Genomic DNA, 23,605 nt, shown 5'->3' on the forward strand with positions numbered 1-23,605 from the left:
CCGGCATGAAGGGCTGATCCACCCGTGCACCTCCTCCACCAGCGCGGCCCGCTGCACAACCTCCCCGACACCCCGGAGGCCTACGACGAGGTCCTCGCCGACGTCGTCGAGCAGGCCCTGCGGCGCATCACACCGGAGGGCAACCTCGAACACCCCGACTGCTACGACGACATCGGGGACACCTCGCTCGGGATCACGTCGTTGTTGGCCCTGGCCAACCAGCGCCTTGACGACCCGCGCCTCCGAGAAGCAGCCCTGCGCAGCCTGTACTTCCACCTCCGTGAGCGGGTGTTCACGGGAGACAACCCCGGCTACCCGAACCTGAAAGTGCGCAACTCCGGTCTCCCGTACGCCCGTTACGTCCTGGAAGCCGGAGCGCACCCGATCGGCGACTGGCCGAGCACGGTGTGGGCGCTGCTCCAGGTGGTCAATGTCGTCGCGGTGGGCGACAGCATCATCCACGACGAACTCCGATATGAACTGGGCCAGTTGGCGCTCGGCTACTGGCGTTGGCTGACTGAGGCCACCTTCTTCAATCCGCAGGAGGCCGGCAACCAGGCGATCGGCTGTGTCGTCGGCGGTCTCATGCTGGCCCGCCAACTGCACGGCGACGAGGGGAAGGCGGTCCGCGAGCGCGCGCTGAGCCTCTATTACGACGAGATCCGCGCCCACCGCGTCAGCGACCGCGGCGCCCTCCTCCCGCCCGAGCACGGCGGAGCGTACGACAACAACTACGGCCCGATCTCCCTGTCGTTCCTCGCCAAGGCCCACATCGTCAGCGGCGAGGACGTATTCGCCGAGGACGGGGAGGCGCTGGCCCGCTACATCGACGCCCGCCTCACCAACGGCGGCTTCGACAACGGCGGTCCGCGCTACAGCGAGCAGCACTCCGCCTTCGAGTCGGTCCTCGGACTGCGCTACTTCGGCGCCCGTATCGGCTCGGACATCGGCCGCTACCGTGGCGACAGCCGCTGGGCCCGGCACGCGGTCAAGCCCGACGGGGGAGTCGACGGGCACTTCGCGTGGATGCTGGTCTGGCAGATCCAGGACACCACGCCCTGGCACCGCACCCCGTCCACGGAGGCGGTCCGCCACCAACTCCGCGCCGGCACAGTGTCGGTGGCCTTCGACAACAAGATGACCCCGTCGGTGGTCGAGGCCGACGGCACGTACTACCTGCCCGCGGCCGTCAACCGCCAGCACGGCTTCGGGCCGGTGCTCGACGGCTTCCTGCTGTGCCGCCCGATGGGCGAGGTACGGGTCCGTGACGTCCGCGCCGACGGCCTCACCGCCAAGCTGGTCACCAAACCGGTCGTCGGCCGCGACCACGTCCTGCGGCACATCCGGTCCCTGTACGTCACCGACGGCACGAGCCTTTGGACGACTGCAGCCGTCGAACGGCTCGACGGAGCACCGTACTTGCTCGCCGGGCTGCCCTACGCGGCGGACGACGGGGACCGGGTGCGCAGGACGGCGGAGGGCGACGTCACCTCCGCGGGCACCCTGCGCCTCACCCACCCGACCGGCGAGGGCGCCGACCACTTCGACGCCCGCTCCGAACTCGCCCAGCAGGAGGCGGCGTTCGCCCTCGCCGCCGACCCGCGCGGCTACGGCAACCCCGACGAGGGCTGGAGCCACCTGGTCACCTCCACGGCCCTGGAGGCCGACCCGGCACCGGGCGCACCGGAGGACCTGGACGTGTTCGTCGTCCGGTACGGCCCCGGAACCGGGCCGCTCACCGCCGAGTTCGCGAGCGGTGAGAACGGCGAACTGACCGTCCGCACCGAGGCGTTCACCGCGGTGATCGGCGACGCGGCGGGCGACGCCCACGGGGAGCCGGAGCTGACGCTCCACGCGTGAGCCCTCAGCTGCGGGGCACGCCGTACGGCGAGGGCCGCGCGGCCGGGGGGATCACCAGATCCGCCCGGCCGCGCGTCGTGGCGACAAGGCCGGCGTTGCGCTGGTCCGTGCTCAACACCCAGGCCACGGCGGTCTCGTGGTCCTTGCCGAACTCCTCGTGCCGGGCGACGAGTCGGCGGACGCGTTCGTCCTCGTCGGCCTCGCAGAACCACACCTCGTCCAGACACGGCCGTACCCGCGCCCATGAACCCGCCTCCAGCAGCAGGTAGTTGCCCTCCGTCACCACCAGCCGGGCCGTCGGCTGCACCGGGATCGCGCCGGCGATCGGCTGCTCCAGGACCCGTTCGAAGCCGGGCGCGTACACCACCTCGTCGGTCTCCTCCCGCAGCCTCCGCAGCAGCGCCGCGTACCCGGCCGCGTCGAAGGTGTCGGGCGCGCCTTTGCGCTCGCGGCGGCCGAGCCGGTCCAGTTCGACGTCGGCGAGATGGAAGCCGTCCATGGGGACGTGCGCGACCCACGGCTCGCCGGTGCCGTTGAGCTCCCGCACCAGATGCTCGGCGAGGGTCGTCTTGCCCGCGCCCGGGCTGCCGGCGATGCCGAGGACGGCACGCCGGCCGGGGCGGGCGAGAGCGGTGGCGCGGGTGAGGAGGTCGTCGAAGGTCAGTGGCACAGGGAGAGTGTGCCATCCGTCTCGGTCGCCCGTCCGGGGCGATGACGCGCCGAAGATCGGGGATTCGGTCAGCAGAGAGACCATGGAGTGGGGGACAGGAACAGGAGCCGTCCATGCCCGACGACGCGACACAGATCCGCGCCCTGATCACCGACTGGGCCGAGGCCGTCCACCGCGGCGACCTCGACGGCGTACTGGCGGACCACACGGACGACCTCGTCATGTACGACGTCCCGCCACCCCACGCCGGCATCCACGGTCTCGCCGCCTACAGCGCCAGCTGGCCGCCGTTCTTCGAATGGCAGGCACAGGGCGCCCGCTTCGACATCGACACCCTCGACATCACGGCAGGTACAGATGTCGCGTACGCCCACGCCCTGCTCCGCTGCGGCACCCCGGAGGAACTCGCCGAAGACCCCATGCTGCGCCTGCGGCTCACCTTCGGCCTGCGCAAGGAGCACGGCCGCTGGCGGGTCGCGCACGAACACCACTCGTTTCCGCACGACTGATGGGGGCGGGACCTTCAGGCGGTCTTGTCGATCAGCTCGTCGGCGACCCAACGGGCGACACCGGCGGGGTAGGGCGCCGACAGTCCGAGGACGATGTGGTGGAAGCCCGCGTCGATCGCCTCGCGGATCGCCTCCCTGGTGACCTCCGGCTTGTCGTACGACACGGAGAGGTGGATCGAGCGCGTGACGGAGGCGGGGTCGCGGCCGATCTCGGCGCAGTAGCGGTCGAGGAGCGCGCTGCGGGCGACGGCGTCCGCGATGTCGCCGCCGGGGATGTTCCACAGGTCGGCGTGCTCGGCGACCACGCGGAGGGTCGCGGCCGAGCGTCCGCCGATGAGGATCGGGGGGTGGGGGCGCTGGACGGGTTTGGGGTTGCCGAACGCTCCGGTGAGGTGGTGGTGGGTGCCGTGGAAGTCGAAGGGCCGCTCCTCGGCCCACAACCGCCGGATCACCGTGCAGGCCTCGGCGAGGCTCGCCACCGCGTGCGCGGAGTCGTGGAAGGGGAGACCGTGGGCCGCGTACTCGCGCCGGGCCAGGGGATGGTCCGGGCGGGAGCCGACACCGATGCCGAAGTCGAGCCGTCCGCCGGAGACGATGTCGACGGTCGTGGCGATCTTGGCCAGCAGCGCCGGCGGCCGGAAACGGTTGCTGGTCACCATCACGCCGAGCCGCAGTCGGCGGGTCTGCGCGGCGAGGGCCGAGAGGAGCGTCCAGCCCTCGTACGCCGGTCCGTCCGGATCGCCGCCGATCGGCATGAGGTGGTCGAACAGCCAGGCGTGCTCGATCTCCGGGACGGTGTCCGCCTCGCGCCAGACACGCAGGAGGTCGTGGTAGTCGACCTGCATGGGGGCGGTCATGATGCCGAAGCTGGGTCGCGGGGTGTGGGGCATGGTGCCGTCCGTCCTTCGACAAGGCGTGATGGTGGGATGGGAGGCGGTGGGGTGGGAGGTGTGGCTTGGTCGCCCGGCCCGGCTCTGACATCATGACTAAGCGGAACCTCGTTCCGGAACGATACGGAACGACGTTCCGTTTAGCAAGCCCTGTTCGCTGAGTCCTGTTCGCTGAGTCGTGTTCGGTGAGTCGTGTTCGGTGAATCCCGAGATGGAGGAAGTGCGCGGTGAGTGAGAACGGCGTGGATGCTGGGGGTGCAGGCCAGTCCAAGCGGGCGGACGCCCGGCGCAACAAGGAGACCCTGCTCGACGCCGCCGCCAAGGTCTTCGTCGCGTCGGGCGTGGACGCGCCGGTGCGTGACATCGCGCGCGAGGCCGGGGTCGGACTCGGCACGATCTACCGCCACTTCCCGACGCGCGCGGATCTCGTCATCGCCGTCTACCGGCACCAGGTCGAGGCCTGCGCCGAAGCCGGACCGGCGCTGCTGGCGAGCAGTGCCACCCCGTACGCCGCGCTACGGGAGTGGATCAATCTCTTCGTCGACTTTCTGGTCACCAAGCACGGACTCGCCTCGGTGCTGCGGTCCGACAGCGCCGGTTTCGAGTCGCTGCATTCCTACTTCCTCGACCGCCTCCTGCCCGTGTGCACCGAACTGTTCGACGCGGCAGCCGCGGCCGGCGAGGTCCGGTCCGACCTGACCGCCTACGAACTCATGCGCGGCGTCGGCAACTTGTGCGTCGGCGCGGAGGGCGACGACCGCTACGACGCGCTCCGGCTGGTCGACGTCCTCGTCTCGGGCCTGCGCCTGCCGGGCTGACGCCAGTCTGGTTCATGCGCAGAAGACCTGCCGCTCACCTGGCCGCGGGACAACTGCCCCTGCCCCCCCGATGCCGGGACCCGCGCAACGGGCAGAAGCCGTTCCGGATCACCGAGCTGCCCGCCGGCCTCGCGCAGGACGCCGTACGGCGGACCGCCTACGGCATCGAGGCCGCTGGGCGCGACCGGCGTGGCGAGAACGGCAACAACCTCGCCTTCACCGGCGCCCGGATCACCCCGCACACCGACAACCCGTACCGCGACCCGGTGCCCACCCTCCAGCTGCTGCACTGCCTGACCAGCGCGGCGGTCGGCGGCGATTCCGGTCTGGTGGACGGGTTCGAGGCCGTCGCGCTGGCCGGCACGTTGGCCCAGCACATGCTCCAGGCGGTGGCCCGTGGCGAGGAGGCCGGCGCGCCTGACGCGCTGCTGCACGATGTCGGCCACTGCCCCGGACCGGTCAGCGGCGCGGAGTTGATGTCACCGGTCGCCCCGAGAGTGTGCGCAGCCGCCGTACCGCGTGGATCTCGGCGCCGGCCGGCAGCCGCAGTCGTTCGCGCTCGGTGGCGTCGGCGGGGCGGGTCTCCGCGGCGACGATCCGGCCGCCCGGTTCCTCACCCGTCGAGCGCCCCCAGCGGGGGAAGCTGAGGAGTTCGCCGAAGCTCTGCGGCCTCGGCGTGCCGATCACGACCCGTCGGGTGCCGCGCCGCGAGGCGATCAGGCCCTCGGTGCGCAGCAGGGCCATCGGCTGGCGGACCGTGCCCGTGCCCCGGGAGACGCCGTACCGTTCGGCGAGTTCGCCCTCGGCGGGCGGCCGTCCGCCGGAGCCGTAGCGGCCCTCGCCGATCTCCCGGCCCGGGTCGGCCGCCACCTGCCGGAACAACGCGAGGGGCTTCTCCGTCCCGGCCGGGCCGACCGTCACCATGCGCGTCTTCGTCCCGCGGCCGTCAGTCGTTGTCGGCGTTCTTCTTGTTCTTGATCCGCTCGGCTTCCTTGCGGACCTCGGCCTGCGTGGCGCGCTCCTTCTCCAGCCACTCGGGGCCGTCCTTCTTCAGCGCCTCGATCTGCTCGGTGGTGAGCGGCTCGGTGACTCCGCCACGGGCGAGACCGGCGATGGACACGCCGAGCTTGGCCGCGACGACCGGGCGCGGGTGCGGGCCGTTGGCGCGCAGCTCACGCAGCCACTCGGGCGGATTGGCCTGCAGCTCGTTCAGTTCGGCGCGGGAGACGTCACCCTCCTGGAACTCGGCGGGTGTGGCCTCTAGGTACACACCCAGCTTCTTCGCCGCCGTGGCGGGCTTCATCGTCTGGGTGGTCTGGTGCGACTTCATACCGTCAAGAGTATCGACCGTGTAAGAGGCCTCCGACCACGGCGGGTAACCTTGCGGGGTGACAGGCTCGGAAGCATCCCCCACGTTCCGGCTCGCGTACGTCCCCGGGGTGACGCCCGCCAAGTGGGTGCGGATCTGGAACGAGCGCCGGCCCGACGTCCCCCTGACCCTCGTACCGGTCCCGGCCGCCGAGGCGTCCGACGTGCTGCGGCGCGGTGAGGCCGACGCCGGACTCGTACGGCTGCCGGTCGACCGTGCGGTCCTCAGCGCGATCCCCCTCTACACCGAGGCGACCGTGGTCGTGGCCCCCAGGGACCACGTCGTGACGGCGGCCGAAGAGGTGTCCGTCGACGAGCTCGCCGACGAGGTGGTCCTCCACCCCCTCGACGACGTCCTCGGCTGGGAACAGCCGCCCGGGGAGCCCGCGTTCGAGCGTCCCGCGACCACCGAGGACGCCGTGGAACACGTGGCGTCGGGCATCGGCATCCTCTATGTCCCCCAGTCCTTGGCCCGGCTGCACCACCGCAAGGACCTCACGTACCGGACCGTCCTGGACGCCCCCCAGTCGGACGTCGCCCTGTCCTGGCCCGAGGACGCGACCACTGACCTCGTCGAGGACTTCATCGGCATCGTCCGGGGCCGCACGGTCAACAGCACCCGGGGTCGCACCCCGCCACCGGCCCAGCCGAAGACGAAGGGGAAGCGCACCGAAGCCCCGGCGCGCCGCAAGCCCGCCGCCGGAAAGGCGACCGGCAAGACCGGCACGGCGGGCAAGAACCCGCGCGGCTCCTCCGGCGGCGCCAAGGGAACGAAGCGCGGCAAGCCCCGAGGCCGCTGACGCCAACGGCCGTCTGTTCAGGCGGAGGCACCTGGTTGCCTCCGTCTAGACGAGGACTCCGGCCAGCATCCGGAACAGGTCGTCCGTCGCGTCGGCCGCCCCGAGCACGGGCAGCGCGCCCAAGGCGAGAACGGCAGCCGCCAGGGGCCACAGGCGGGGCGGCGGGGAGGTCTGCAGCGCCGCGATCCGCCGGGTGACCGCACGGTCGGTGAAGCCCAACGCGCAGGCGGGGCGCGGGCGTTCGGCGCTCAGGGCGGCGCGGGCCAGGGCGCGGGCGGTGGTGGCGCGGTCGCCGACCGCGTCCGCCGCCCGCTCGTCGGCCCACCGTTCCACCAGGAACGTGACCGTGCCCCGCACGGGCCGCAGCAGCGGGTTGGCCGCGGCGGCGATCGTCGTCGCGGTCACCAACAGGGCGTGCCGGTGGGCGAGATGGGCGCGCTCATGGGCGAGCAGGACCCGGCGTTCCGCCGGTTCGAGGGCGCTCAGCATGCCGGCGGTGACCAGGATCCGGCCAGGTGTGCCGGGGATGGCGAACGCCTGCGGTTCGGGGGAGGCGGCGACGATCAACTCGGTGTCCGCCGGGTGCCCCTCGCACAGCCGCCGCAGCGCCCGCCGCGTACGGCGGTCGGTGCTCACCGCACCCTGGACGGACAGGAGGAGCACGGCGAGGGCGACGCCGGCCGCGATCCCGATCACCTCGGGCACCGGTTCCGCCAGCCGGTGCCCGTCCTGCCGGGCCTCGGCGACGATCGGCGGAGCGTCACCGACGAGCGTCGCCGCCAGCAGGAACAGCGACCAGCAGGTGGCTGCCGCGGTCACCACGGCGGCGGCGGTCAGTACTCGTGCCGCCAGCGCCGGAGCCACCCGGCTGCCGATCGCCGGGCTGATCACGGCGAGCAGCACCGACAGCGGCAACGGCGTGTAGACGTCGAACCTCATCCCGCGCCCCCGGCCAGCAGGTCGCGCAGCGCCTTCTCCTCCTCGGGCCGCAGTCCGCTCACGAACTGCTGGAGCGCGGCGATCGGATCCGGGCCCCGGTCCAGCGCGTCGTGCATCGCCTCGGCGGTCAGCTCGGCCGCGTTCTTCGCCGGCCGGTACGCCCCACGCCGCCCGTCCGCGTCCCGCAGCACAAGGCCCTTGTCGTAGAGCCGTTTGAGGATGGTGTGCACGGTGTTGTAGGCGAGGGGGCCGTCGATCTCGGCCTGGATCTCGGCCGGTGTCAGGGGGCGGTCGGTCGCCCAGAGCGCGGCGAGGACCTCGCTCTCCAGCTCACCGGCGCTGCGCCGTTCCGCCCGGGCCCGCGGGTCTGTGCCAGCCATGGGTGACACCTTACAGCTTGTAGGGTGCAATAGGTCTACCGTCGGCGCTCTGACCTGGCTCTGCAAGGGATCTGCGTCAGCGGCCCATTTCTGCTGAGACCTTGTGGAAGGAACTCCGTCCGGTGTGCCGCTGCGCCCCCGCGATGGGCAAAAAGGCTGAGCGCGAACTCGCCGCCGTCGGCGCGGACGGGTGGCTTGCCACGGTCGAGCCGCTCGGCCGATCGGAGGCCGGCGCCCACCGGTCCGACACGGCCCGAACCACCTTCCGGTATCCCCGCGACTTCATGGACGCCGTCTTGATCGTCTCCGGTCTTCCAGTGTGAAGCGTTCGGCCTCCAGAGGCCGCCCAATCTGCCGGAAGCAGCCCTGGTGCCCAGGGCTGAGCGCACAGGGCTGTCAGTCGCTTGGCTGAATTACAGGCCGCGACCACCCCTGCGGCGGGATAGTTTGTCCATGTTTTCCCCGGCTCCCGCCTCCACTCCTACAGGCTGTAGGGTGCCGGTAACCCTACAAACTGTAGGGGGAAGGGTGGGTCATGTCCGGCAGCACGTACGCCACACTCGCCGGGACCCGACGGCCCGGACCGCCGACCGCGTCCGGCCGCTCGGAGTACCCCCTCGCGCTGGTGGCCGGCGTCTTCGCGCTGGCCCAACTGGTGCTCGTACGCCCCGGGTTGGGCCTCGGCTGGGACGAGACCGTGTACGTCAGCCAGATCAGCGCGCACGCCCCCGCCGCCTTCTTCAGCGCGCCCCGGGCCCGTGGCATCTCCCTGCTGGTCGCCCCCGTCACCTCCTGGTCCTCGTCCACCACCCTGCTCCGCGTCTACCTCGCCGCCCTCTCCGGCCTAGCCCTCTTCCTCGCACTCCGCACCTGGCGCACCCTGTTCCCCGTCCGCGTCCTGGCCCTGGCGGGCACCCTCTTCGCCTCCCTCTGGGTGACGCTCTTCTACGGCCCGCAGGCCATGCCCAACTACTGGGTCGCCGTGGGCGCCCTGGCCGCGGCGGGCTGCTTCCTGCGGGCCCGCGCCGACCGCGACGCCGGGACTGATCACTCCGGCCGGGCCGCCCTGTGGGGCCTGGCGGCGAGCGCGTCCCTGATGGCGTGGATGCGGCCGACCGACGCGGTGTGGGCGACCGTGCCCCTCCTCGCCCTCTGCCTCCGCGCACGCCACTGGCGGCTGCTCACCGTCCTCCTCGCCGGGCTCGCCTCCGGCGCCGTGGAATGGGTGGTCGAGGCGTACGTCAGCTACGGCGGCCTGACGCAGCGGCTGCACGACGCCTCGGCGATCGAAGGCGGACTCGGCTGGCACCTCGCGGTCACCGACCAGCTGCGCAGCCTGGGCGGACGCGCCCTGTGCCGCCCGTGCACGGGTGCCATGCCCAACCCGGCGGTCGACGTCTGGTGGCTCGTGCTGCCCGTGCTCGCCGTCGCCGGACTGGTCGTCGCGGTCCGCGCCCGGCGCACCGAGCCCACCCTCGTGCCGTTCGCCTGCGCCGCGACCGCCGCCTTCCCGTATCTCTTCATGATCGGCTACGCGGCCCCGCGCTTCCTGCTGCCTGCCTACGCGCTGGTGGCGATCCCCGTCGCCGACGCGCTGATCCAGCTGGTCACCAGGCCGACCGGAGCGTGGCGGCGGGTCGCGGTGGCCCTGCTCGCGGTGGGGCTCGCCGGGCATCTGGCGATCCAACTCGCCGTCCTGGAACACACGGTGAGCCGTACGAACGCGCAGCACCGCGACTGGTCCCGCACCGCCGCCGAACTCCACCGCCTCGGTGTGCGCACACCGTGCCTGCTCACCGGGCAGGACGCCATCCCGGTCGCCTTCTACACGGGCTGCGCCTCCGCCGCGACCGAGGGCCACAACGCCAACACCAACCGGACCGTCATCGACCGGACCGCCCGCCGTATGCCCGTCGCCGACATCACACCGGCCGGCAGCCGCCCACCCGCCTACGCCCACGACTGGCCCGTCCACCACTACGGCACACTGGATCTGCGCGTCGCCCCGACCGCCGAGAGGGACGGAGGCGCATGACGGCACCTCCGTCCCTCACCGCGGCGACCGGCACCCGTCGCCGACGTGCCTACTGGCAGGCCGCGTTGACGCTCTGCGTGCTCGTGGCCGTGGTCTGTCTGCTCCGGCGGCACTGGCCCGTGCTCGCGAACGGGGCCGGGCGGCTCGCCGTCGCCGATCAGGGGTGGCTGCTGGTGGCCGGGACGGCCGCACTCGGGACCTGGGTGTCCTCGGCGCTCGCACAGCAGGGCGCGGTGCCCCAACGGCTGCCCGGCGGACGGCTGGTGGCCGCGCAACTCGCCGCGTCGGCCGCCAACCACGTGCTGCCCGCCGGACTCGGCGCCGGCGCCGTCAACCTGCGCTTCCTGATGCGCTGCGGGCTCCCGGTCGGCCGCTCGGCCAGCGCCCTCGCCGTGAAGGCGACCGCCGGTGTGGTCGTCCGGATCGTGCTGATCGGCGTCCTCACGGCGGTCTGCCCGGGTGTGCTGCGCCTCCCGCACATCTCGGTGGGAGTGGTGGGCGTCGTGCTCGCGGTCGTCGTGCTGGTGGCCGTACTGCTCAACTGCCCACTGTGGCCCCGGTGTCGGCGTGCGCTCGCGGCGGTGCTGACCGACATCCGGGCCGTGCACGCCAGGCCGCAGCGGGCGGTGGCCCTGTGGGGCGGCTCGCTGGCCTTCGCGGCCCTGCACTCCCTGGTGCTGATCTGCGTCACCCAGGCCGTCGAACTGCCGCTGTCCCCGGCCCGGGTGGCGCTGCTGTATCTCGCCGCGAGCAGTGCCGCCGCCCTGCTGCCCACCCCGGGCGGTATCGGCTCCCTCGACGCCGCCCTGGTCTTCGCCCTCACCGCCTCGGGAACCACGGCGTCGGCCGCCGCGTCCGTCGTCCTCGGCTACCGGCTGCTCACCGTGTGGCTGCCGCTGATCCCCGGCCTGTTGGTGCTCGGGGTACTGGTCCGCCGCAAGGACCTCTGACCGCAACTGGTGTTTTCGGCACGGCTGGTTCAGGTAGGACATCGTTATTGACCCACGGGTGAAGGGGAGTTGCATGGCGGGGAATGAGACCGACGGACGGTTGGGCGAGGAGTTCTTCACTCCCGGAACCTCGTCCTTCACCGACTTCCTGACCGCGCACCGGCCCGCGCTGCTGCCCACCCGCCGCCCCTTCCCGGACGGCGTCCGCGCGGCCGACGGCCAATTCCCGCACGGCACCACGGTGTTGGCGCTCACCTACCGCGACGGCGTACTGATCGCCGGCGACCGCAGGGCCACGATGGGCAATGTCATCGCGCAACGCGACCTGGAGAAGGTGCACCCGGCGGACGACTACACGGCGGTCGCCTTCGCCGGCACGGTCGGGCTCGCCGTCGACATGGTGAAGCTGTACCAGGTCGAGCTGACGCACTTCGAGAAGATCGAGGGCATCCCGATGACCCTCAACGCGAAGGCCACCCGCCTCGCCGGCCTGATCCGGCAGAACCTCGGCCAGGCCATGCAGGGTCTCGCCGTAGTACCGCTTCTCGTCGGCTACGACCCCGCTGCCCCCGAGGGCGCCAAGGGCCGCATCTTCACCTTCGACGTCGTCGGCGGCACCTACGAGAAGCCGGACTTCCACGCCGAGGGCTCCGGCTCCCCGTATGCCAGGGGTGCCTTGAAGAAGCTGTTCCACCAGGGCATGTCCCGGCGCGACGCGGCCCTGACCGCGCTGCAGGCCCTGTACGACGCGGCCGACGACGACTCGGCCACCGGCGGCCCCGACATCAACCGCCGTATCTTCCCCATCGTGTCGGTCATCACCGAGGACGGTTTCGAGCGGCTGCCGGAGCCGGAGACCGAGGCGCTGACCCACGAGATGGTCGAACGGCGCCGGAGCCACCCGGACGGACCGACCGTCGCACCCTGAGCGAGACTGTCCGGGTGGAAGCGGAGAACGCGTTGACCAGTGCCGTAGGAGCGACCGAGCCGTCCCGTGTCTGGTCGCATCCGACGCTCGGGCTGCACGCCCTCGTCGATGCCGCCGGAGCGGTCCGGCTCGGAGCGCCCGGCCAGGACTGGGCCCGCCTGGTGCCGCTCGTCGAGGTCACCGCGACCGGGCACGGGCGCCTGTGGTCGGGGGAGCGCTTCATCGAGACGGCCATCGGCGAACGCCTCGCCTACCGCGACCACGAGACCGTACGGGACGGAAGCACGGAGCGTACGACGATCCGGCTGGCGGACCCCGTGACCGGGCTGGCCGCCGAGGTCGTCCTGGAGACGGGCGTCGGCTCGCGTTTTCTGCGCTCGCGGGTACGGCTGGTCAACGAGGGCGTCGAGCCGGTCCGGTTGGAGAGCGTGACGACCCTGGCCCTCGGCGGTATCTCCGATTCCGACACCGGAGTTGATGGCCTGACCCTGCACTGGGCGGACAACAGCTGGCTCGCCGAATGCCGTTGGCGCCGGGCCCGGTTCCGCGACGAGGTCGTGGCGTTGAACCGGTCCGCCCACGGTCACGAGGGGCGCGGCTGCTTCGAGTGCTATTCGCAAGGGAGTTGGTCCACCGGGCGCCACCTGCCGGTCGCCGCGCTCACCGACCGCGACGGCGAGGCGTGGCTGTGGCAGATCGAGTCCAGCGCGGGCTGGCGCTTCGAGACCGGAGAGCGCGAAGGCGCGGCCTATGTCGCCCTGTTCGGGCCCGACGACGCCCATCACCAGTGGCATCAGACCCTGGCCCCCGGCGAGGAGTTCCGCACCGTCCCGGCCGTCCTGGTCCGCACGGAAAGCGGCGGTCTGGACGCCGCCTTCGCGGCGCTCACCGACCACCGGCGCGGCATCCGCCGCGACCACCCCGACCATCGCCGACTCCCGGTGATCTACAACGACTACATGAACACCCTGATGGGCGATCCCACAACCGAACGGCTCCTGCCGCTCATCGAGGCGGCGGCGAGCGCCGGTGCCGAGGTGTTCGTGATCGACGCGGGCTGGTACGACGACGACGCCCAGGGTTGGTGGGACTCCGTCGGCGCGTGGGAGGCCGCACCCGACCGCTTCCCGGGCGGGATTCAGGAGGTCCTGGACGCCATCAGGAAGCACGGCATGGCGCCGGGTCTGTGGCTGGAACCCGAAGTGGTCGGCGTCCGGAGCCCGTTGGCCCGCACGCTGCCGCCCGAGGCGTTCTTCCGGCGCGGTGGCCTGCGCGTCACGGAACACGGACGGCATCACCTGGACCTGCGGCACCCGGGCGCCCGCGCCCACCTCGACGAGGTCGTGGACCGGCTCGTCGGCGAGTGGGGCGTCGGCTACCTCAAGCTCGACTACAACATCAACATCGGGCCCGGCACGGAGCACGGGACGGAGAGCGCGGGTGCGGGACTGCTCGGGCACCATCGCGCCCACCTCGACTGGATGGCCGCACTCCTCGACCGTCATCCTCAACTGGTCCTGGAGAACTGCGGATCGGGCGGACTGCGCATGGACTACGCCCAACTCGCCGTGGCGCAGATCCAGTCCACCAGCGACCAGCAGGACCCGCTGTGCTACCCGCCCATCGCCGCCTCGGCCGGCACCGCCGCGGCACCCGAGCAGGCCGCCGTGTGGGCCTACCCCCAGCCCGACCAGAGCCCGGACGAGATCGCCTTCACCCTCACCGGCGCGCTGCTGGGCCGTATCCACCTGTCCGGATTCCTCAACCGCATGGACGACGAGCGGTTCGACCTCGTCCGCTCGGCGCTCTCCGTCTACAAGGACATCAGGGCGGAGATCGGCGCCGCGCACCCCTTCTGGCCGCTGAGCCTGCCCGGCTGGGACGACGAGTGGATCGCGCACGGGCTCCGGGGCGCGCGGTCCACCTATGTGACCGTCTGGCGGCGGGAGTCGGACGGCGACGGGCCCGGCACCGTCGACCGCGCGCTCGCCGTCCCCCACCTGCGCGGCGCTCGTGTCCAGCCCGTGGTGCTGTATCCGGCGACGGCCGATGCCGGGGTGGAGTGGGACGCGGCCGAGGGGCGGCTGACGGTGTCGCTGCCCCGGGCCGGTACCGCCGTTCTCGTTCGGCTGGGCGGCAGTTGACCCGACGATCCGTCGTGGCACGGATGATCCATTGGTGATCGTCGGGCTGTGGGCGCTTCGTCCGCGTCCCGCCCCTAGAGTTCTTGAAGTCCATGCGCGGCGAGGCCATGGCGGGCGGGCACCGGGCGTACCACTTCGTCGGCAGGCGCCAGGAGACCGCCGAGGTCAGACGCCTGGTGGCCGTCCATCGGCTGGTGACTCTGACCGGCACGGCCGGCGTCGGCAAGACCAGGCTCGTGCGGCACGCGGTACCCCGGCTGACGCGGGCGTTCGCCGACGGGGTGCACCTCGTCCACCTGGCCGGTGTGCGGGACGCGTCGCTGGTGCCGCTCGCCCTGATCGAGGCGCTCAACATCCGTGACGTGTCCGGCCGTTCACCCGCGCTGGTCCTCGTCGACCACCTCCAGGACCGGGAGTCGCTGCTCGTCGAGACACTGCTCGCGGAGACGACCAGGTTGCGCGTCCTGGCGACCAGCAGACAGCCGCTGCGCGTCCGTGCCCAACACGTCCTGGAAGTACAGCCGTTGCCGACCCCTTCGGCGGACGAGCCGCTGCCGCCGAAACCCGCCCTGGAGTACCCGGCACTGGCCCGGTTCGCCGACCGGGCCGCCGCCGTACTGCCGGGCTTCTCGCTCACGCCGGCCAACCAGGACGCGGTGAGCCGGTAGCGGCCGCCGGCGTGGACGACCGGTTGCTGGCCGCCGACGAGGACGCCCTGCCCCGGCACCGCACGTTGCGCGCGGCCGCGACTGGAGCCACGACCTGTGCACCCCCGACGAACGGGCCGTGTGCGCGCGCCTCGGTCTTCGCCGGGAGCTTCGACCTGGGTGCCGCGGAGGAGGTCTGCGCGGAACCCGGCCTCGACCGCGACGAGTTGGTGGACGCCGTGGCCGGTCTGGTCGACAAGTCGCTACTGGTCCGCGACGGCGACGCCGTCCACGCCCGGTACCGGATGCTGGAGTCGATCCGGCAGTACGGCCTCGACCGGCTCCGCGAGCACGGCGCCGACGCGGAGGAGACGGCCCGGCCCGGGTCCGGGACTGGTGCCTTGACTTCGTCGAGGACTGCGAGCGACGCTGGTTCGGCCCCGAACAGCCGGAGCTGGTACGGCGGTTGCACGCGGAGTCGGACACGATCCGCTCGGCGCTGGAGTACTGCCTCACCACACCTGGCGAGGTGCAGGCGGGGCTGAAGCCGGCCGGACATCTGTGGTTCTTCTGGTTCGCGACCGGCGCCCTGATGGAGGGCCGGTGCTGGCTGGAACGGCTGCTCGCCACCGCCCCCGAGCCGACCGTCCCCCGCGCGCGGGCCCTGTGGTCGCTGGCCCTGATGCTCCTCAGCCAGGGCGACGCCGTCCGGGCCGCACCCCTCGTCGAGGAGTCCCGCGAACTGGCCCTACGGCTCGGCGCCGAGGCCGAGGTGGCACACACCTTTTTCGGCCGGGGCGGCGCCTGCCTGATCAGCGGCGACTACGACCGCGCCCAGGCGCGGGCCCGTGGCATGGCGCCCGAGGCGGCGGCCCGCTTCGGGTGGGCCGTGTCCGGCGCCACGGGGTATGCGGCGGCCCAGGGCTGCGACCGCGCGCAGCTGCGGTTGTGGTCGACACCTCGGCGGATCGTCTGCGAGCTGCGCACCCCTCGCGGGCGGATCACCGACCCGTTCCTCGGCTTCAGGCCGCCGGGCCCCGAGACTCGGCCTGAGGACGGGCTCTGGGAGACCCGCCAGGTCTGCGAGTTCGTGGACATGAGATCCGGTGACGGGGCGACGGGCGGCTGGACGATCCGGATGGAGACGGACCTCGTGGAGACGGATCTCGTGGCGTCGGGTTGACGAACTGCCGCGTGGATTCGGGTAGTTCCCCCCGAGACCCGACGGACACGGCGGACGCATGGTGGACACGAGGCCGGGCCCGATGCCGGACCCGGCCTCGCAGCGCACGCGCCGAACGCCCTCGGGGCCGAAGGGAGACGACCATGCCGAACGACCGTCCGCGCGGCCTGCCGACCGTGGGCGATGGCCGCACCACGATCCTGGGCCCGGGAAGATCCTCGGTCCGCCAGGCCCGGGAGGCCGTCCGCAAATGGCTGGTCGAGTACGGCCTCCCGGACCTGACGGATCTCGCGGAACTGCTGGTCGGCGAGCTCGCCACCAACGCGGTCGTCCACGCCGGCGGCCGCTACCGGCTCACCGTGTCACTGGGCGTCGGCACCCTGCGCTGTGAGGTCGCGGACGAGCACCGGCACCTGCCCCGGCCCTCGCACCGGCAGTCGGAGAGCGCCATGCCCCCGCAGCCGACGCCGACAGCGAGAACGGCCGGGGTCTCCTCCTCGTCGACGCACTCGCCCACCGCTGGGGCAGCCGTCTCGTCGAGGAGGGCAAGGAGGTCTGGTTCGAGCTCGAACTCGACGCGCCGTACGGCCTGGAGGACACGGAGGAGTCGAGCGCGCACTGCCCGGCCCCGGTCCGGCCCCAGCTGGAGACGACGACCGGCTACGACGCGGAACCCCGGGACGCATGCTCCTCCCGTGGCGGTACGGCTCCGTCCGGCGAGTCCGCGAGCAGCCACGCCGGCAGCCACCAGGCCGCCGCGCACAGGCACACGCCGAGCCAGCCGACGGCGAACAGCCAGCCGCCGAGCACATCGGTGAACCAGTGCACGCCCAGATACACCCGGGTCATCCCGACCAGCACGCCCCAGCAGCCGACGGCCAGACACAGCGCGCTCCGTCCGTGCGGAGCGCGCACGCCTATCGCGAGGATCACCAGCCCGGCGGTGATTGCCGCCGTGGTGGTGTGGCCCGAGGGGAACGACCAGCCCGAGGCATGTCCGGCCCAGTCGGCCCGCACCGGGCGGGGCCGCGCGATCAGCGTCATCACGCCGTAGCGCAGTCCCTGCCCGGCGGCGAGGCAGGCCGTGGCCAGGGCCGCGGCGAGCAGCCGCCGACGCACGGTGCGGCCGGTGAGGAGTCCGGCGAGGACGACGAGGGCGTACGGGACGATGCCCGTGCCGGTCGCGGTCACACCGCGTGCCACCGCCACCGCCATGTCCGGGCGGTGGGCGACGGACCACGACAGCAGATCCTCGTCCGTGAACAGCGGAACGCCCTCGCGCCCGATCACGACCATGCTCAGCACACCGAACGCGGTCCAGGCACCCACCCCCACGCTGCCCGCCAGCTCGGCGACGTCCTTCCGGTTCACGACACCACCAGCGGTCGCAGCCTGCCGGCCGTGATCCGCCGTAGCAGAGACTTCGGGCGGCGCCCCACCAGGACCATCGCGCCGAACGCGAGGAGCGTGCCTACCAGGACGCCCGCCACCACGTCATGCGGATAGTGGACCCCGACCCACACCCGGGACACCGCCATCGCGAGCGCGGCCACCGCCGCGAGCGCGCCGAGCCGGCGGGAGACGAAGAACAGGGCGACCGCCGCAGCCGCCGCGATCGTCGCGTGATTGCTGGGGAAGGACCAGTCACCCGGCGCCGGACACGCCTCCAGCGTGACCACATGCAGGCTCTGGCAGGGGCGGTTCTCCCGCACCAGCGACTTCAGCAGGGTGTCGATCCCGTACGCGGCCACTACGACCAGCGGCACGGCCAGCGCCGTCAGCGCCGCCTCGGCACTCACCCGGCGCGCCCGCCACCAGCCCACGATCATCAGCACGGCGAACACCCCGAGCCCGTACGCCGACCAGACCGAGACCGCGTCGTCCAGCCAACCGGGTGCCTGCTGCGCCGAGTTCACCACGTCCTCGTAGGCCGAGCCGTCGATCGAGGACCCCTGGAAGGCGACGAGGATCATCCGCGCGCCTCCCCGGCCCGGGCCGCCCTGCGGGAGCGGCGCACCTCGGCGACGAGGGGGAGCAGCGACACGACCACGATCAGGGCGACCATGGGCAGCAGGTACTTGTCGACGTTCGGGACCGAGGAACCGAGCGCGTAACCGGCGAGCGTCAGTCCCAGGCTCCACACCAGGCCGCCGACCACCTGCCACACGGTGAACGTCCGGACGGGCACCCCGAGCGCGCCCGCCATCGGGTTCAGGACCGTCCGCACCACGGGCACGAAGCGGGCCAGCACGACCGCCTTCGCGTGGCCGTACCGGTCGAGCAACTCCTCGGCCCGCCGGGCGCCTTCGTGCAGGCGGGGCGAGCGGCTGCGGGTGAGCAGCGCGCCGCCCGCCTTCCGGCCGAGCAGATAGCCGCACTGCGCTCCGGCGAGCGCACCCACCGCCGCCGCGACCAGGAGCGGCGGGAGCGACAGCTTCACGGCTCTGTCCGCGCCGCCCGTGCAGAGCAGGCCCGCCGTGAACAGCAGGGAGTCGCCGGGCAGGAAGAACCCGATCAGCAACCCGGTCTCGGCGAACATCACCACGCCGACCCCCAGCACACCGAAGGCGGCCAGCAGCGACTTGGCGTCCAGCACGTTGACGGCGAGCTGGGACGCCAGGTCCAAGGGTGTGGTCATCGTCGTGAGCCCCTTCGCCGGTGTGACTACAAATCTGTAGACGGTCTACTCAACTGTAGACGATCGTGGCACGCGCGGAGTTCCGCACTTTTGCCCGGTCATTGCCGATTCATGACTGATGGACTACACGCATGTAGTCATGATGGTCCGCGAAGTAAGGCATGCCTTCACTAACCCAGGAGGGGTCGCACCCAATGTGGGACGACGCGTTTCCGAGCTTTCTGATCGGACTGAGGGAGGGGCTGGAAGCGGGACTCATCGTCTCGATCCTGGTCGCCACCCTCGTCCGCGCCGACGCCAAGTCCCGTCTGCCGCAGGTGTGGACCGGCGTGCTGGCCGCGATGGCCCTCGCACTGAGCTTCGGCGCCGTGCTCACGTTCACCGCGGCGAACCTCTCCGCCACCGCGCAGGAAGCGTTCGGCGGTGTCCTCAGCGTGATCGCCGTCGCGTTCGTCACCGCGATGGTGTTCTGGATGCGCCGCTCGGCCCGCACCTTCTCCGGCGAGATCAGGGAGAAGGTGACCGGCGCGCTCGGCATGGGTGCGGGCGTGCTGATGCTCACCTCGTTCCTCGCCGTCGGCCGTGAGGGCCTGGAGACGGCGCTGTTCCTGTGGACCACCGCCCGCGCGGCGGGTGAGTCCTCCGGCCCCCTGGTCGGGGCCGCCATCGGCCTCGTCCTCGCGGCCGGCCTGTGCTGGGGCCTGTACCGCCGGGTCCTCAGGATCAACCTGACGAAGTTCTTCACCGCCACCGGCGTCGTCCTCATCGTCATCGCCGCCGGTGTCCTCGGCTACGGCCTGCGCGACCTCCAGGAGGGCGGCGCCCTGCCCGGCCCGACCGCGTACGCCTTCGACCTCAGCGGCAGCGTCGACGCCGGCTCCTGGTACAGCACCCTCATCCAGGGCGTGTTCAACCTGATGCCCACGATGACCTGGCTCCAGGTGATGGGCTACGTCGGCTATCTCGCGGTGGTGATGCCCCTGTTCGTGCGCGGCGTACGGACCAGGACGCCCGCGCCCGAGCCCGCCGAAGCGCGCGCACCCGAGGTGTCCCCGCGCCGCCGCCCGGTCTGGGTCGTCCCCGTCGCCGTGGTCGCCGTACCCGCCGTCGTGGCCGGGCTCGTCGTCGCCTTCGCCCGCCCCAAGCCCGCGAGTTCCGAGACGGTCGCCGTCTCCGAGACGGAGTGCGGGAAGGGCTTCACCGCGCCCGACACCGGACGCCAGACCTTCCAGATGCACAACACCGGCGACAAGACGTCCGAGGTGTATCTCATCGACCCGGCCACCGGCGCGGTCTACGGCGAGGTCGAGGGCCTGGCCCCGGGCACCACCCGGGACCTGGTCGCCACCGTCGCGGGCGGCTCGTACGCCTGGCGCTGCGTCCCCACCGGCGCGAAGGCCGTCACCTCGGCCACCGTGCACGTCAGCGGCGGGGGCGGGACGGGGAAGGCCGTCGTCCCCGTCTCCGAGAACGACCTCGCCGCGCCCCTCAAGGCCTACAAGGTGTACGTCGACCAGGGCCTGGGCACCCTCGAAACCCAGACCCGGCAGCTCAGCGCCGACATCGCGGGCAACCACCTCGGCAGGGCGCGCGCCGACTGGCTGACCGCGCACCGCACCTACTCCTCGCTCGGTGCCGCCTACGGCACGTTCGAGGACTTCGACCAGAAGATCAACGGCCGGGCCGACGGGCTGGCCGGGGGAGTCGAGGACAAGGACTTCGCGGGCTTCCACCGCATCGAGTACGGGCTGTGGCACGGGCAGTCGGCAAGCGAGTTGAAGGTGCCCGCGCAGCAACTCGCCACCGCTGTCGTGGGGTTGCGGAAGGCGTTCCCCACCCAGGACTTCGACCCGGGCGACCTGCCGCTGCGGGCCCACGAAATCCTGGAGAACGCCCTGCAGTTCGAGCTGACCGGCGACACCGACGAGGGCAGCGGGACCAACCTCGCGACCGTCGACAGCAACCTCGCCGGCACCCGCGAACTCCTCACCGCACTCAAGCCGTTGCTGACCAAGGAGTCCTCGACGCTGCTTCCGGCCGTCGACACCGCCGTAGCCCGGCTGCAGAAGCTGCTCGACTCGGCGCACCACGGCGGCAGTTGGACCCCCGTCGAGCAGCTGAGCCGGCCGGACAGGGCCCGACTCGACGGCGCCACCGGGCAGTTGCTGGAGGACCTGGCCCCGGTGCCGGACCTGCTGGAGATCAGGAAGTCCGCCTGATGAGCGCCGAGAACTCGCGCGGCACCGACAAGAGTCGTAGTGAAGGGAACCGTCCGATGTCCACTGCCGAAATCCCGGGCTGCCCGGCCGGAGCCGGCCGTCGCTCCTTCGTCCGGACGGCGCTCGGTGCCGGGGCCGCGGGCGCGGTGCTGGCCGGCGGGGCGTTCGCGCTCGCCGAGACCGGAGGCACGGCACAGGCGCAGGCCGCGGACACCACGAACGCGGCGAAGGTGCCTTTCCACGGCACCCATCAGGCGGGCATCCTCACCCCCGCACCGGCCGCCGCGACCTTCGTCTCCCTCGACGTGATCGCCGACAACCGCGCCGAACTGGCCGATCTGCTGCGCACGATCACGGAACGGGCCCGCTTCCTCACCTCCGGCGGCACCCCCGCCGACCTCGGCGTCGGCGCGCCGCCCGCCGACAACGGCATCCTCGGACCGGAGGTCCCCGCCGACGCCCTCACGGTCACCGTCGGCGTCGGCGCCTCCCTCTTCGACGACCGCTACGGCCTCGCCAAGGCCAAGCCGAGCCGGCTGACCCCGATGAGGACGTTCCCGAACGACAACCTGCGCGCCGCCGAATGCCACGGGGATCTCTCCCTCCAGGTGTGCGCCGCCCGCCAGGACACGGTGCTCCACGCGCTGCGCGACATCGCCCGGCACACCCGGGGCGGTATGCAGATCAAGTGGCGTATCGACGGCTTCCAGAACGCCCCGCGCCCCACGGGCGCCCAGCGCAACCTGCTCGGCTTCAAGGACGGCATAGCCAACCCCGACGTGAAGTCGGCCCGCGAGACCGACCGGCTGATCTGGGTCGGTGACGGACAGGGCGAGCCCGCCTGGGCGAGCGGCGGCAGCTACCAGGTGATCCGGATCATCCGCATGCTGGTCGAGTTCTGGGACCGGGTCTCGCTGAGCGAGCAGGAGCTGATGTTCGGCCGCCGCAAGGACACCGGCGCTCCGCTGGACGGCGCCAAGGAGACGGACATCCCGCAGTACGCCAAGGACCCCAAGGGCACGGCCATCCCGCTCGACGCCCATATCCGTCTCGCCAACCCGCGCACCGCGGCCTCCGACACCTCGCGCATCCTGCGCCGCGGCTACAACTACGACCGGGGCATCGACACCGTCGGCAACCTCGACATGGGCCTGGTCTTCTGCTGCTACCAACAGGACGTGAAGCGGCAGTTCGAGGCGACCCAGACCCGGCTGATCGACGAACCCCTGGTCGACTACATCTCCCCGACGGGCGGCGGCTACTTCTACGCGCTGCCCGGTGTGCGGGACGCCAGGGACTGGCTCGGACGGGGTCTGCTGGCGGCCTGACCAGGTATTTTCCCTTCCCTTGGGCAAGAGCTGCCGTGGGCTTTGCCGACCGTTACTGCGAATGGGTTGCAGGTACGGGAAGATGGCACCAGGTTGCAGCCCGCGACCGCGTCCCCGGCAGAAAGACCCCCTCGATGACGGCCGCCCCCGAGTCCACTCCGACCCTCCCCGTCACGGCCGCGACCTCGCGGCCGTCGGTCTGGCACCGCGTCCGCACGTCCATGACGCGGCAGGAGTGGACCAGGGTGGGCGGGATGGCCGGCTTCATCCTGGCGCTGCATGTGATCGGCTGGTTCACCCTCGTGTGGATCGTCGCGCCGGGTCACTACAGCGTCGGCCAGAAGTCCTTCGGCATCGGCATGGGCGTCACCGCGTACACGCTCGGCATGCGGCACGCGTTCGACGCGGACCACATCGCGGCCATCGACAACACGACCCGCAAGCTGATGAGCGAGGGGAAGCGGCCCCTGTCGGTGGGCTTCTGGTTCTCGCTCGGCCACTCCAGCATCGTCTTCGGCCTGACGCTCCTGCTCTCCCTCGGCGTCAAGGCGCTGGCGGGCCCGGTCCGCGACGACAACTCCCAGCTCCACGACGTCACCGGCCTGATCGGTACGACTGTCTCGGGCACCTTCCTCTACGTCATCGCCGGCATCAACCTCGTCATCCTGGCCGGCATCTGGAAGGTGTTCCGGCAGATGCGCTCGGGCAACTTCGACGAGGCCGCGCTGGAGGAGCACCTGAACAACCGGGGCTTCATGAACCGCATCCTGGGCCGCTTCATGAAGTCGATCACCAAGTCCTGGCAGATGTACCCGCTGGGCCTGCTGTTCGGTCTGGGTTTCGACACCGCGACCGAGATCGCGCTCCTGGTCCTCGCGGGCTCGGGCGCCGCCTCCGGCCTGCCCTGGTACGCGATCCTGTGCCTGCCGGTGCTGTTCGCGGCGGGGATGTCGCTGCTCGACACGATCGACGGCACGTTCATGAACTTCGCCTACGGCTGGGCCTTCTCCAAGCCGGTCCGCAAGGTCTACTACAACCTCACCATCACGGGCCTGTCCGTCGCCGTCGCCCTGATCATCGGGACGGTCGAACTCCTGGGCCTGTTCGCCGAGAAGCTCGACCTGCACGGCTTCTTCTGGGACTGGATCGCGGGCCTCGACCTCAACGTCATCGGCTTCGTCATCGTCGGCCTCTTCTTCGCGACCTGGGCCGTGGCCCTGCTGGTCTGGAAGTTCGGCCGCATCGAGGACAAGTGGACGGCGGGCCTGGCCCAGCCGGCGGAGCGGCCCGCCGAGTAGG

The 23,605-nt window shown here is 71.8% G+C and carries 25 protein-coding genes and 1 pseudogene; 16 read left to right on the top strand and 10 right to left on the bottom strand.

Annotated elements, in window-relative coordinates; genetic code table 11:
- The first annotated feature begins 24 nt into the window (after positions 1–24).
- Positions 25–1,860 carry a hypothetical protein gene (locus tag OH768_RS49395; RefSeq protein ID WP_406463778.1) on the top strand — a complete coding sequence of 612 codons (1,836 nt, stop codon included), beginning with the start codon at positions 25–27 and terminating at the stop codon, positions 1,858–1,860.
- A 4-nt stretch (positions 1,861–1,864) separates the two neighbouring features.
- Here the strand turns inward: OH768_RS49395 and OH768_RS49400 are convergent, their stop codons facing one another.
- Positions 1,865–2,530, bottom strand: a complete 666-nt coding sequence (locus OH768_RS49400) for a nucleoside/nucleotide kinase family protein (protein ID WP_406463780.1) — start codon at positions 2,528–2,530, stop codon at positions 1,865–1,867.
- A 113-nt stretch (positions 2,531–2,643) separates the two neighbouring features.
- Here OH768_RS49400 and OH768_RS49405 point away from each other — a divergent pair, with 113 nt between their 5' ends.
- Entirely contained in the window at positions 2,644–3,039 is a 396-nt protein-coding gene (locus OH768_RS49405; RefSeq protein WP_406463782.1) for a nuclear transport factor 2 family protein, read from the top strand.
- A gap of 14 nt (positions 3,040–3,053) precedes the next feature.
- On the opposite strand, the gene OH768_RS49410 is transcribed toward OH768_RS49405, so the two are convergent.
- A complete protein-coding gene (locus OH768_RS49410) occupies positions 3,054–3,929 on the bottom strand; it encodes an LLM class flavin-dependent oxidoreductase (protein ID WP_406463783.1) in 876 nt (291 codons plus the stop codon).
- 227 nt (positions 3,930–4,156) lie between these two features.
- On the opposite strand from OH768_RS49410, the gene OH768_RS49415 reads away from it, so the two are divergent.
- Positions 4,157–4,747, top strand: coding sequence for a TetR/AcrR family transcriptional regulator (locus OH768_RS49415; RefSeq protein ID WP_406463785.1), 591 nt, complete (start codon positions 4,157–4,159; stop codon positions 4,745–4,747).
- 14 nt (positions 4,748–4,761) lie between these two features.
- A pseudogene (locus tag OH768_RS49420) lies at positions 4,762–5,037 on the top strand (hypothetical protein); the annotation flags it as partial.
- Between the two features lie 169 nt (positions 5,038–5,206).
- Here the strand turns inward: OH768_RS49420 and OH768_RS49425 are convergent.
- Both OH768_RS49425 and OH768_RS49430 read right to left on the bottom strand, forming a co-directional pair.
- Complete coding sequence (locus tag OH768_RS49425; RefSeq protein ID WP_406463786.1) at positions 5,207–5,671, bottom strand: GntR family transcriptional regulator; 465 nt, start codon at positions 5,669–5,671, stop codon at positions 5,207–5,209.
- A 22-nt stretch (positions 5,672–5,693) separates the two neighbouring features.
- On the bottom strand, positions 5,694–6,077 hold the full coding sequence (locus OH768_RS49430; RefSeq protein ID WP_406463788.1) for a DUF5997 family protein: 384 nt from the start codon (positions 6,075–6,077) through the stop codon (positions 5,694–5,696).
- A gap of 58 nt (positions 6,078–6,135) precedes the next feature.
- On the opposite strand from OH768_RS49430, the gene OH768_RS49435 reads away from it, so the two are divergent.
- A complete protein-coding gene (locus OH768_RS49435; RefSeq protein WP_406463790.1) occupies positions 6,136–6,915 on the top strand; it encodes a LysR family substrate-binding domain-containing protein in 780 nt (259 codons plus the stop codon).
- Positions 6,916–6,960: 45 nt separating this feature from the next.
- On the opposite strand, the gene OH768_RS49440 is transcribed toward OH768_RS49435, so the two are convergent.
- On the bottom strand, positions 6,961–7,854 hold the full coding sequence (locus OH768_RS49440) for a M56 family metallopeptidase (RefSeq protein ID WP_406463791.1): 894 nt from the start codon (positions 7,852–7,854) through the stop codon (positions 6,961–6,963).
- Complete coding sequence (locus tag OH768_RS49445; protein WP_406463793.1) at positions 7,851–8,234, bottom strand: BlaI/MecI/CopY family transcriptional regulator; 384 nt, start codon at positions 8,232–8,234, stop codon at positions 7,851–7,853. Before OH768_RS49445 ends, OH768_RS49440 begins: the two co-directional genes overlap by 4 nt.
- Before the next feature lie 143 nt (positions 8,235–8,377).
- Here OH768_RS49445 and OH768_RS49450 point away from each other — a divergent pair, with 143 nt between their 5' ends.
- The 8 genes from OH768_RS49450 (at position 8,378) to OH768_RS49485 (ending at position 16,121) form a co-directional block, all read left to right on the top strand.
- Positions 8,378–8,557 (top strand): hypothetical protein, encoded by a 180-nt coding sequence (locus OH768_RS49450; RefSeq protein ID WP_406463794.1) that lies wholly within the window; start codon positions 8,378–8,380, stop codon positions 8,555–8,557.
- A 212-nt stretch (positions 8,558–8,769) separates the two neighbouring features.
- A complete protein-coding gene (locus OH768_RS49455; protein ID WP_406463796.1) occupies positions 8,770–10,269 on the top strand; it encodes a hypothetical protein in 1,500 nt (499 codons plus the stop codon).
- Positions 10,266–11,219, top strand: a complete 954-nt coding sequence (locus OH768_RS49460; protein ID WP_406463798.1) for a YbhN family protein — start codon at positions 10,266–10,268, stop codon at positions 11,217–11,219. Before OH768_RS49455 ends, OH768_RS49460 begins: the two co-directional genes overlap by 4 nt.
- Positions 11,220–11,292: 73 nt before the next feature.
- Entirely contained in the window at positions 11,293–12,147 is an 855-nt protein-coding gene (prcB, locus tag OH768_RS49465; RefSeq protein ID WP_406463799.1) for a proteasome subunit beta, read from the top strand.
- A gap of 14 nt (positions 12,148–12,161) precedes the next feature.
- The gene (locus OH768_RS49470) at positions 12,162–14,291 is read left to right on the top strand and encodes a glycoside hydrolase family 36 protein (RefSeq protein WP_406463800.1); all 2,130 of its coding nucleotides are present in this window, start codon (positions 12,162–12,164) and stop codon (positions 14,289–14,291) included.
- Between the two features lie 83 nt (positions 14,292–14,374).
- A complete protein-coding gene (locus OH768_RS49475; protein WP_406463802.1) occupies positions 14,375–14,959 on the top strand; it encodes a hypothetical protein in 585 nt (194 codons plus the stop codon).
- 11 nt (positions 14,960–14,970) lie between these two features.
- Positions 14,971–15,483, top strand: coding sequence for a hypothetical protein (locus OH768_RS49480; protein WP_406463804.1), 513 nt, complete (start codon positions 14,971–14,973; stop codon positions 15,481–15,483).
- Positions 15,405–16,121 (top strand): hypothetical protein, encoded by a 717-nt coding sequence (locus OH768_RS49485; RefSeq protein WP_406463806.1) that lies wholly within the window; start codon positions 15,405–15,407, stop codon positions 16,119–16,121. The genes OH768_RS49480 and OH768_RS49485 overlap by 79 nt, the downstream gene beginning before the upstream one ends.
- A gap of 346 nt (positions 16,122–16,467) precedes the next feature.
- Here OH768_RS49485 and OH768_RS49490 read toward each other — a convergent pair whose 3' ends face one another.
- From OH768_RS49490 to OH768_RS49505, 4 genes are read right to left on the bottom strand one after another with little or no spacing between them, the layout of a single operon-like run.
- Complete coding sequence (locus OH768_RS49490; protein WP_406463808.1) at positions 16,468–16,740, bottom strand: hypothetical protein; 273 nt, start codon at positions 16,738–16,740, stop codon at positions 16,468–16,470.
- A 41-nt stretch (positions 16,741–16,781) separates the two neighbouring features.
- Entirely contained in the window at positions 16,782–17,492 is a 711-nt protein-coding gene (locus tag OH768_RS49495; RefSeq protein WP_406463810.1) for a phosphatase PAP2 family protein, read from the bottom strand.
- Entirely contained in the window at positions 17,489–18,091 is a 603-nt protein-coding gene (locus tag OH768_RS49500) for a phosphatase PAP2 family protein (RefSeq protein ID WP_406465753.1), read from the bottom strand. The genes OH768_RS49495 and OH768_RS49500 overlap by 4 nt, the downstream gene beginning before the upstream one ends.
- Positions 18,091–18,759, bottom strand: coding sequence for a DedA family protein (locus tag OH768_RS49505; protein ID WP_406463812.1), 669 nt, complete (start codon positions 18,757–18,759; stop codon positions 18,091–18,093). The genes OH768_RS49500 and OH768_RS49505 overlap by 1 nt, the downstream gene beginning before the upstream one ends.
- Before the next feature lie 194 nt (positions 18,760–18,953).
- On the opposite strand from OH768_RS49505, the gene efeU reads away from it, so the two are divergent.
- The 3 genes from efeU (at position 18,954) to OH768_RS49520 (ending at position 23,604) form a co-directional block, all read left to right on the top strand.
- Positions 18,954–20,978 (top strand): iron uptake transporter permease EfeU, encoded by a 2,025-nt coding sequence (gene efeU / locus OH768_RS49510; protein WP_406463813.1) that lies wholly within the window; start codon positions 18,954–18,956, stop codon positions 20,976–20,978.
- A 56-nt stretch (positions 20,979–21,034) separates the two neighbouring features.
- Positions 21,035–22,306, top strand: a complete 1,272-nt coding sequence (efeB, locus tag OH768_RS49515) for an iron uptake transporter deferrochelatase/peroxidase subunit (RefSeq protein WP_406463815.1) — start codon at positions 21,035–21,037, stop codon at positions 22,304–22,306.
- Positions 22,307–22,440: 134 nt separating this feature from the next.
- Positions 22,441–23,604 (top strand): HoxN/HupN/NixA family nickel/cobalt transporter, encoded by a 1,164-nt coding sequence (locus OH768_RS49520; protein ID WP_406463817.1) that lies wholly within the window; start codon positions 22,441–22,443, stop codon positions 23,602–23,604.
- Position 23,605: the final 1 nt, after the last annotated feature.

The organism is Streptomyces sp. NBC_01622 (assembly GCF_045209635.1).
In the GTDB taxonomy this organism is placed as follows: Bacteria; Actinomycetota; Actinomycetes; order Streptomycetales; family Streptomycetaceae; genus Streptomyces.

What these genes read in the sequence shown, in the direction of transcription:
- efeB (WP_406463815.1), top strand. Translation starts at nt 21,035, where the DNA reads ATGTCCACTGCCGAAATCCCGGGCTGCCCGGCCGGAGCCGGCCGTCGC.
- OH768_RS49460 (WP_406463798.1), top strand. Translation starts at nt 10,266, where the DNA reads ATGACGGCACCTCCGTCCCTCACCGCGGCGACCGGCACCCGTCGCCGA.
- efeU (WP_406463813.1), top strand. Translation starts at nt 18,954, where the DNA reads ATGTGGGACGACGCGTTTCCGAGCTTTCTGATCGGACTGAGGGAGGGG.
- OH768_RS49520 (WP_406463817.1), top strand. Translation starts at nt 22,441, where the DNA reads ATGACGGCCGCCCCCGAGTCCACTCCGACCCTCCCCGTCACGGCCGCG.
- OH768_RS49445 (WP_406463793.1), bottom strand. Translation starts at nt 8,234, where the DNA reads ATGGCTGGCACAGACCCGCGGGCCCGGGCGGAACGGCGCAGCGCCGGT.
- OH768_RS49440 (WP_406463791.1), bottom strand. Translation starts at nt 7,854, where the DNA reads ATGAGGTTCGACGTCTACACGCCGTTGCCGCTGTCGGTGCTGCTCGCC.
- OH768_RS49425 (WP_406463786.1), bottom strand. Translation starts at nt 5,671, where the DNA reads ATGGTGACGGTCGGCCCGGCCGGGACGGAGAAGCCCCTCGCGTTGTTC.
- OH768_RS49455 (WP_406463796.1), top strand. Translation starts at nt 8,770, where the DNA reads ATGTCCGGCAGCACGTACGCCACACTCGCCGGGACCCGACGGCCCGGA.
- OH768_RS49505 (WP_406463812.1), bottom strand. Translation starts at nt 18,759, where the DNA reads ATGACCACACCCTTGGACCTGGCGTCCCAGCTCGCCGTCAACGTGCTG.
- prcB (WP_406463799.1), top strand. Translation starts at nt 11,293, where the DNA reads ATGGCGGGGAATGAGACCGACGGACGGTTGGGCGAGGAGTTCTTCACT.
- OH768_RS49405 (WP_406463782.1), top strand. Translation starts at nt 2,644, where the DNA reads ATGCCCGACGACGCGACACAGATCCGCGCCCTGATCACCGACTGGGCC.
- OH768_RS49410 (WP_406463783.1), bottom strand. Translation starts at nt 3,929, where the DNA reads ATGCCCCACACCCCGCGACCCAGCTTCGGCATCATGACCGCCCCCATG.
- OH768_RS49430 (WP_406463788.1), bottom strand. Translation starts at nt 6,077, where the DNA reads ATGAAGTCGCACCAGACCACCCAGACGATGAAGCCCGCCACGGCGGCG.
- OH768_RS49450 (WP_406463794.1), top strand. Translation starts at nt 8,378, where the DNA reads ATGGGCAAAAAGGCTGAGCGCGAACTCGCCGCCGTCGGCGCGGACGGG.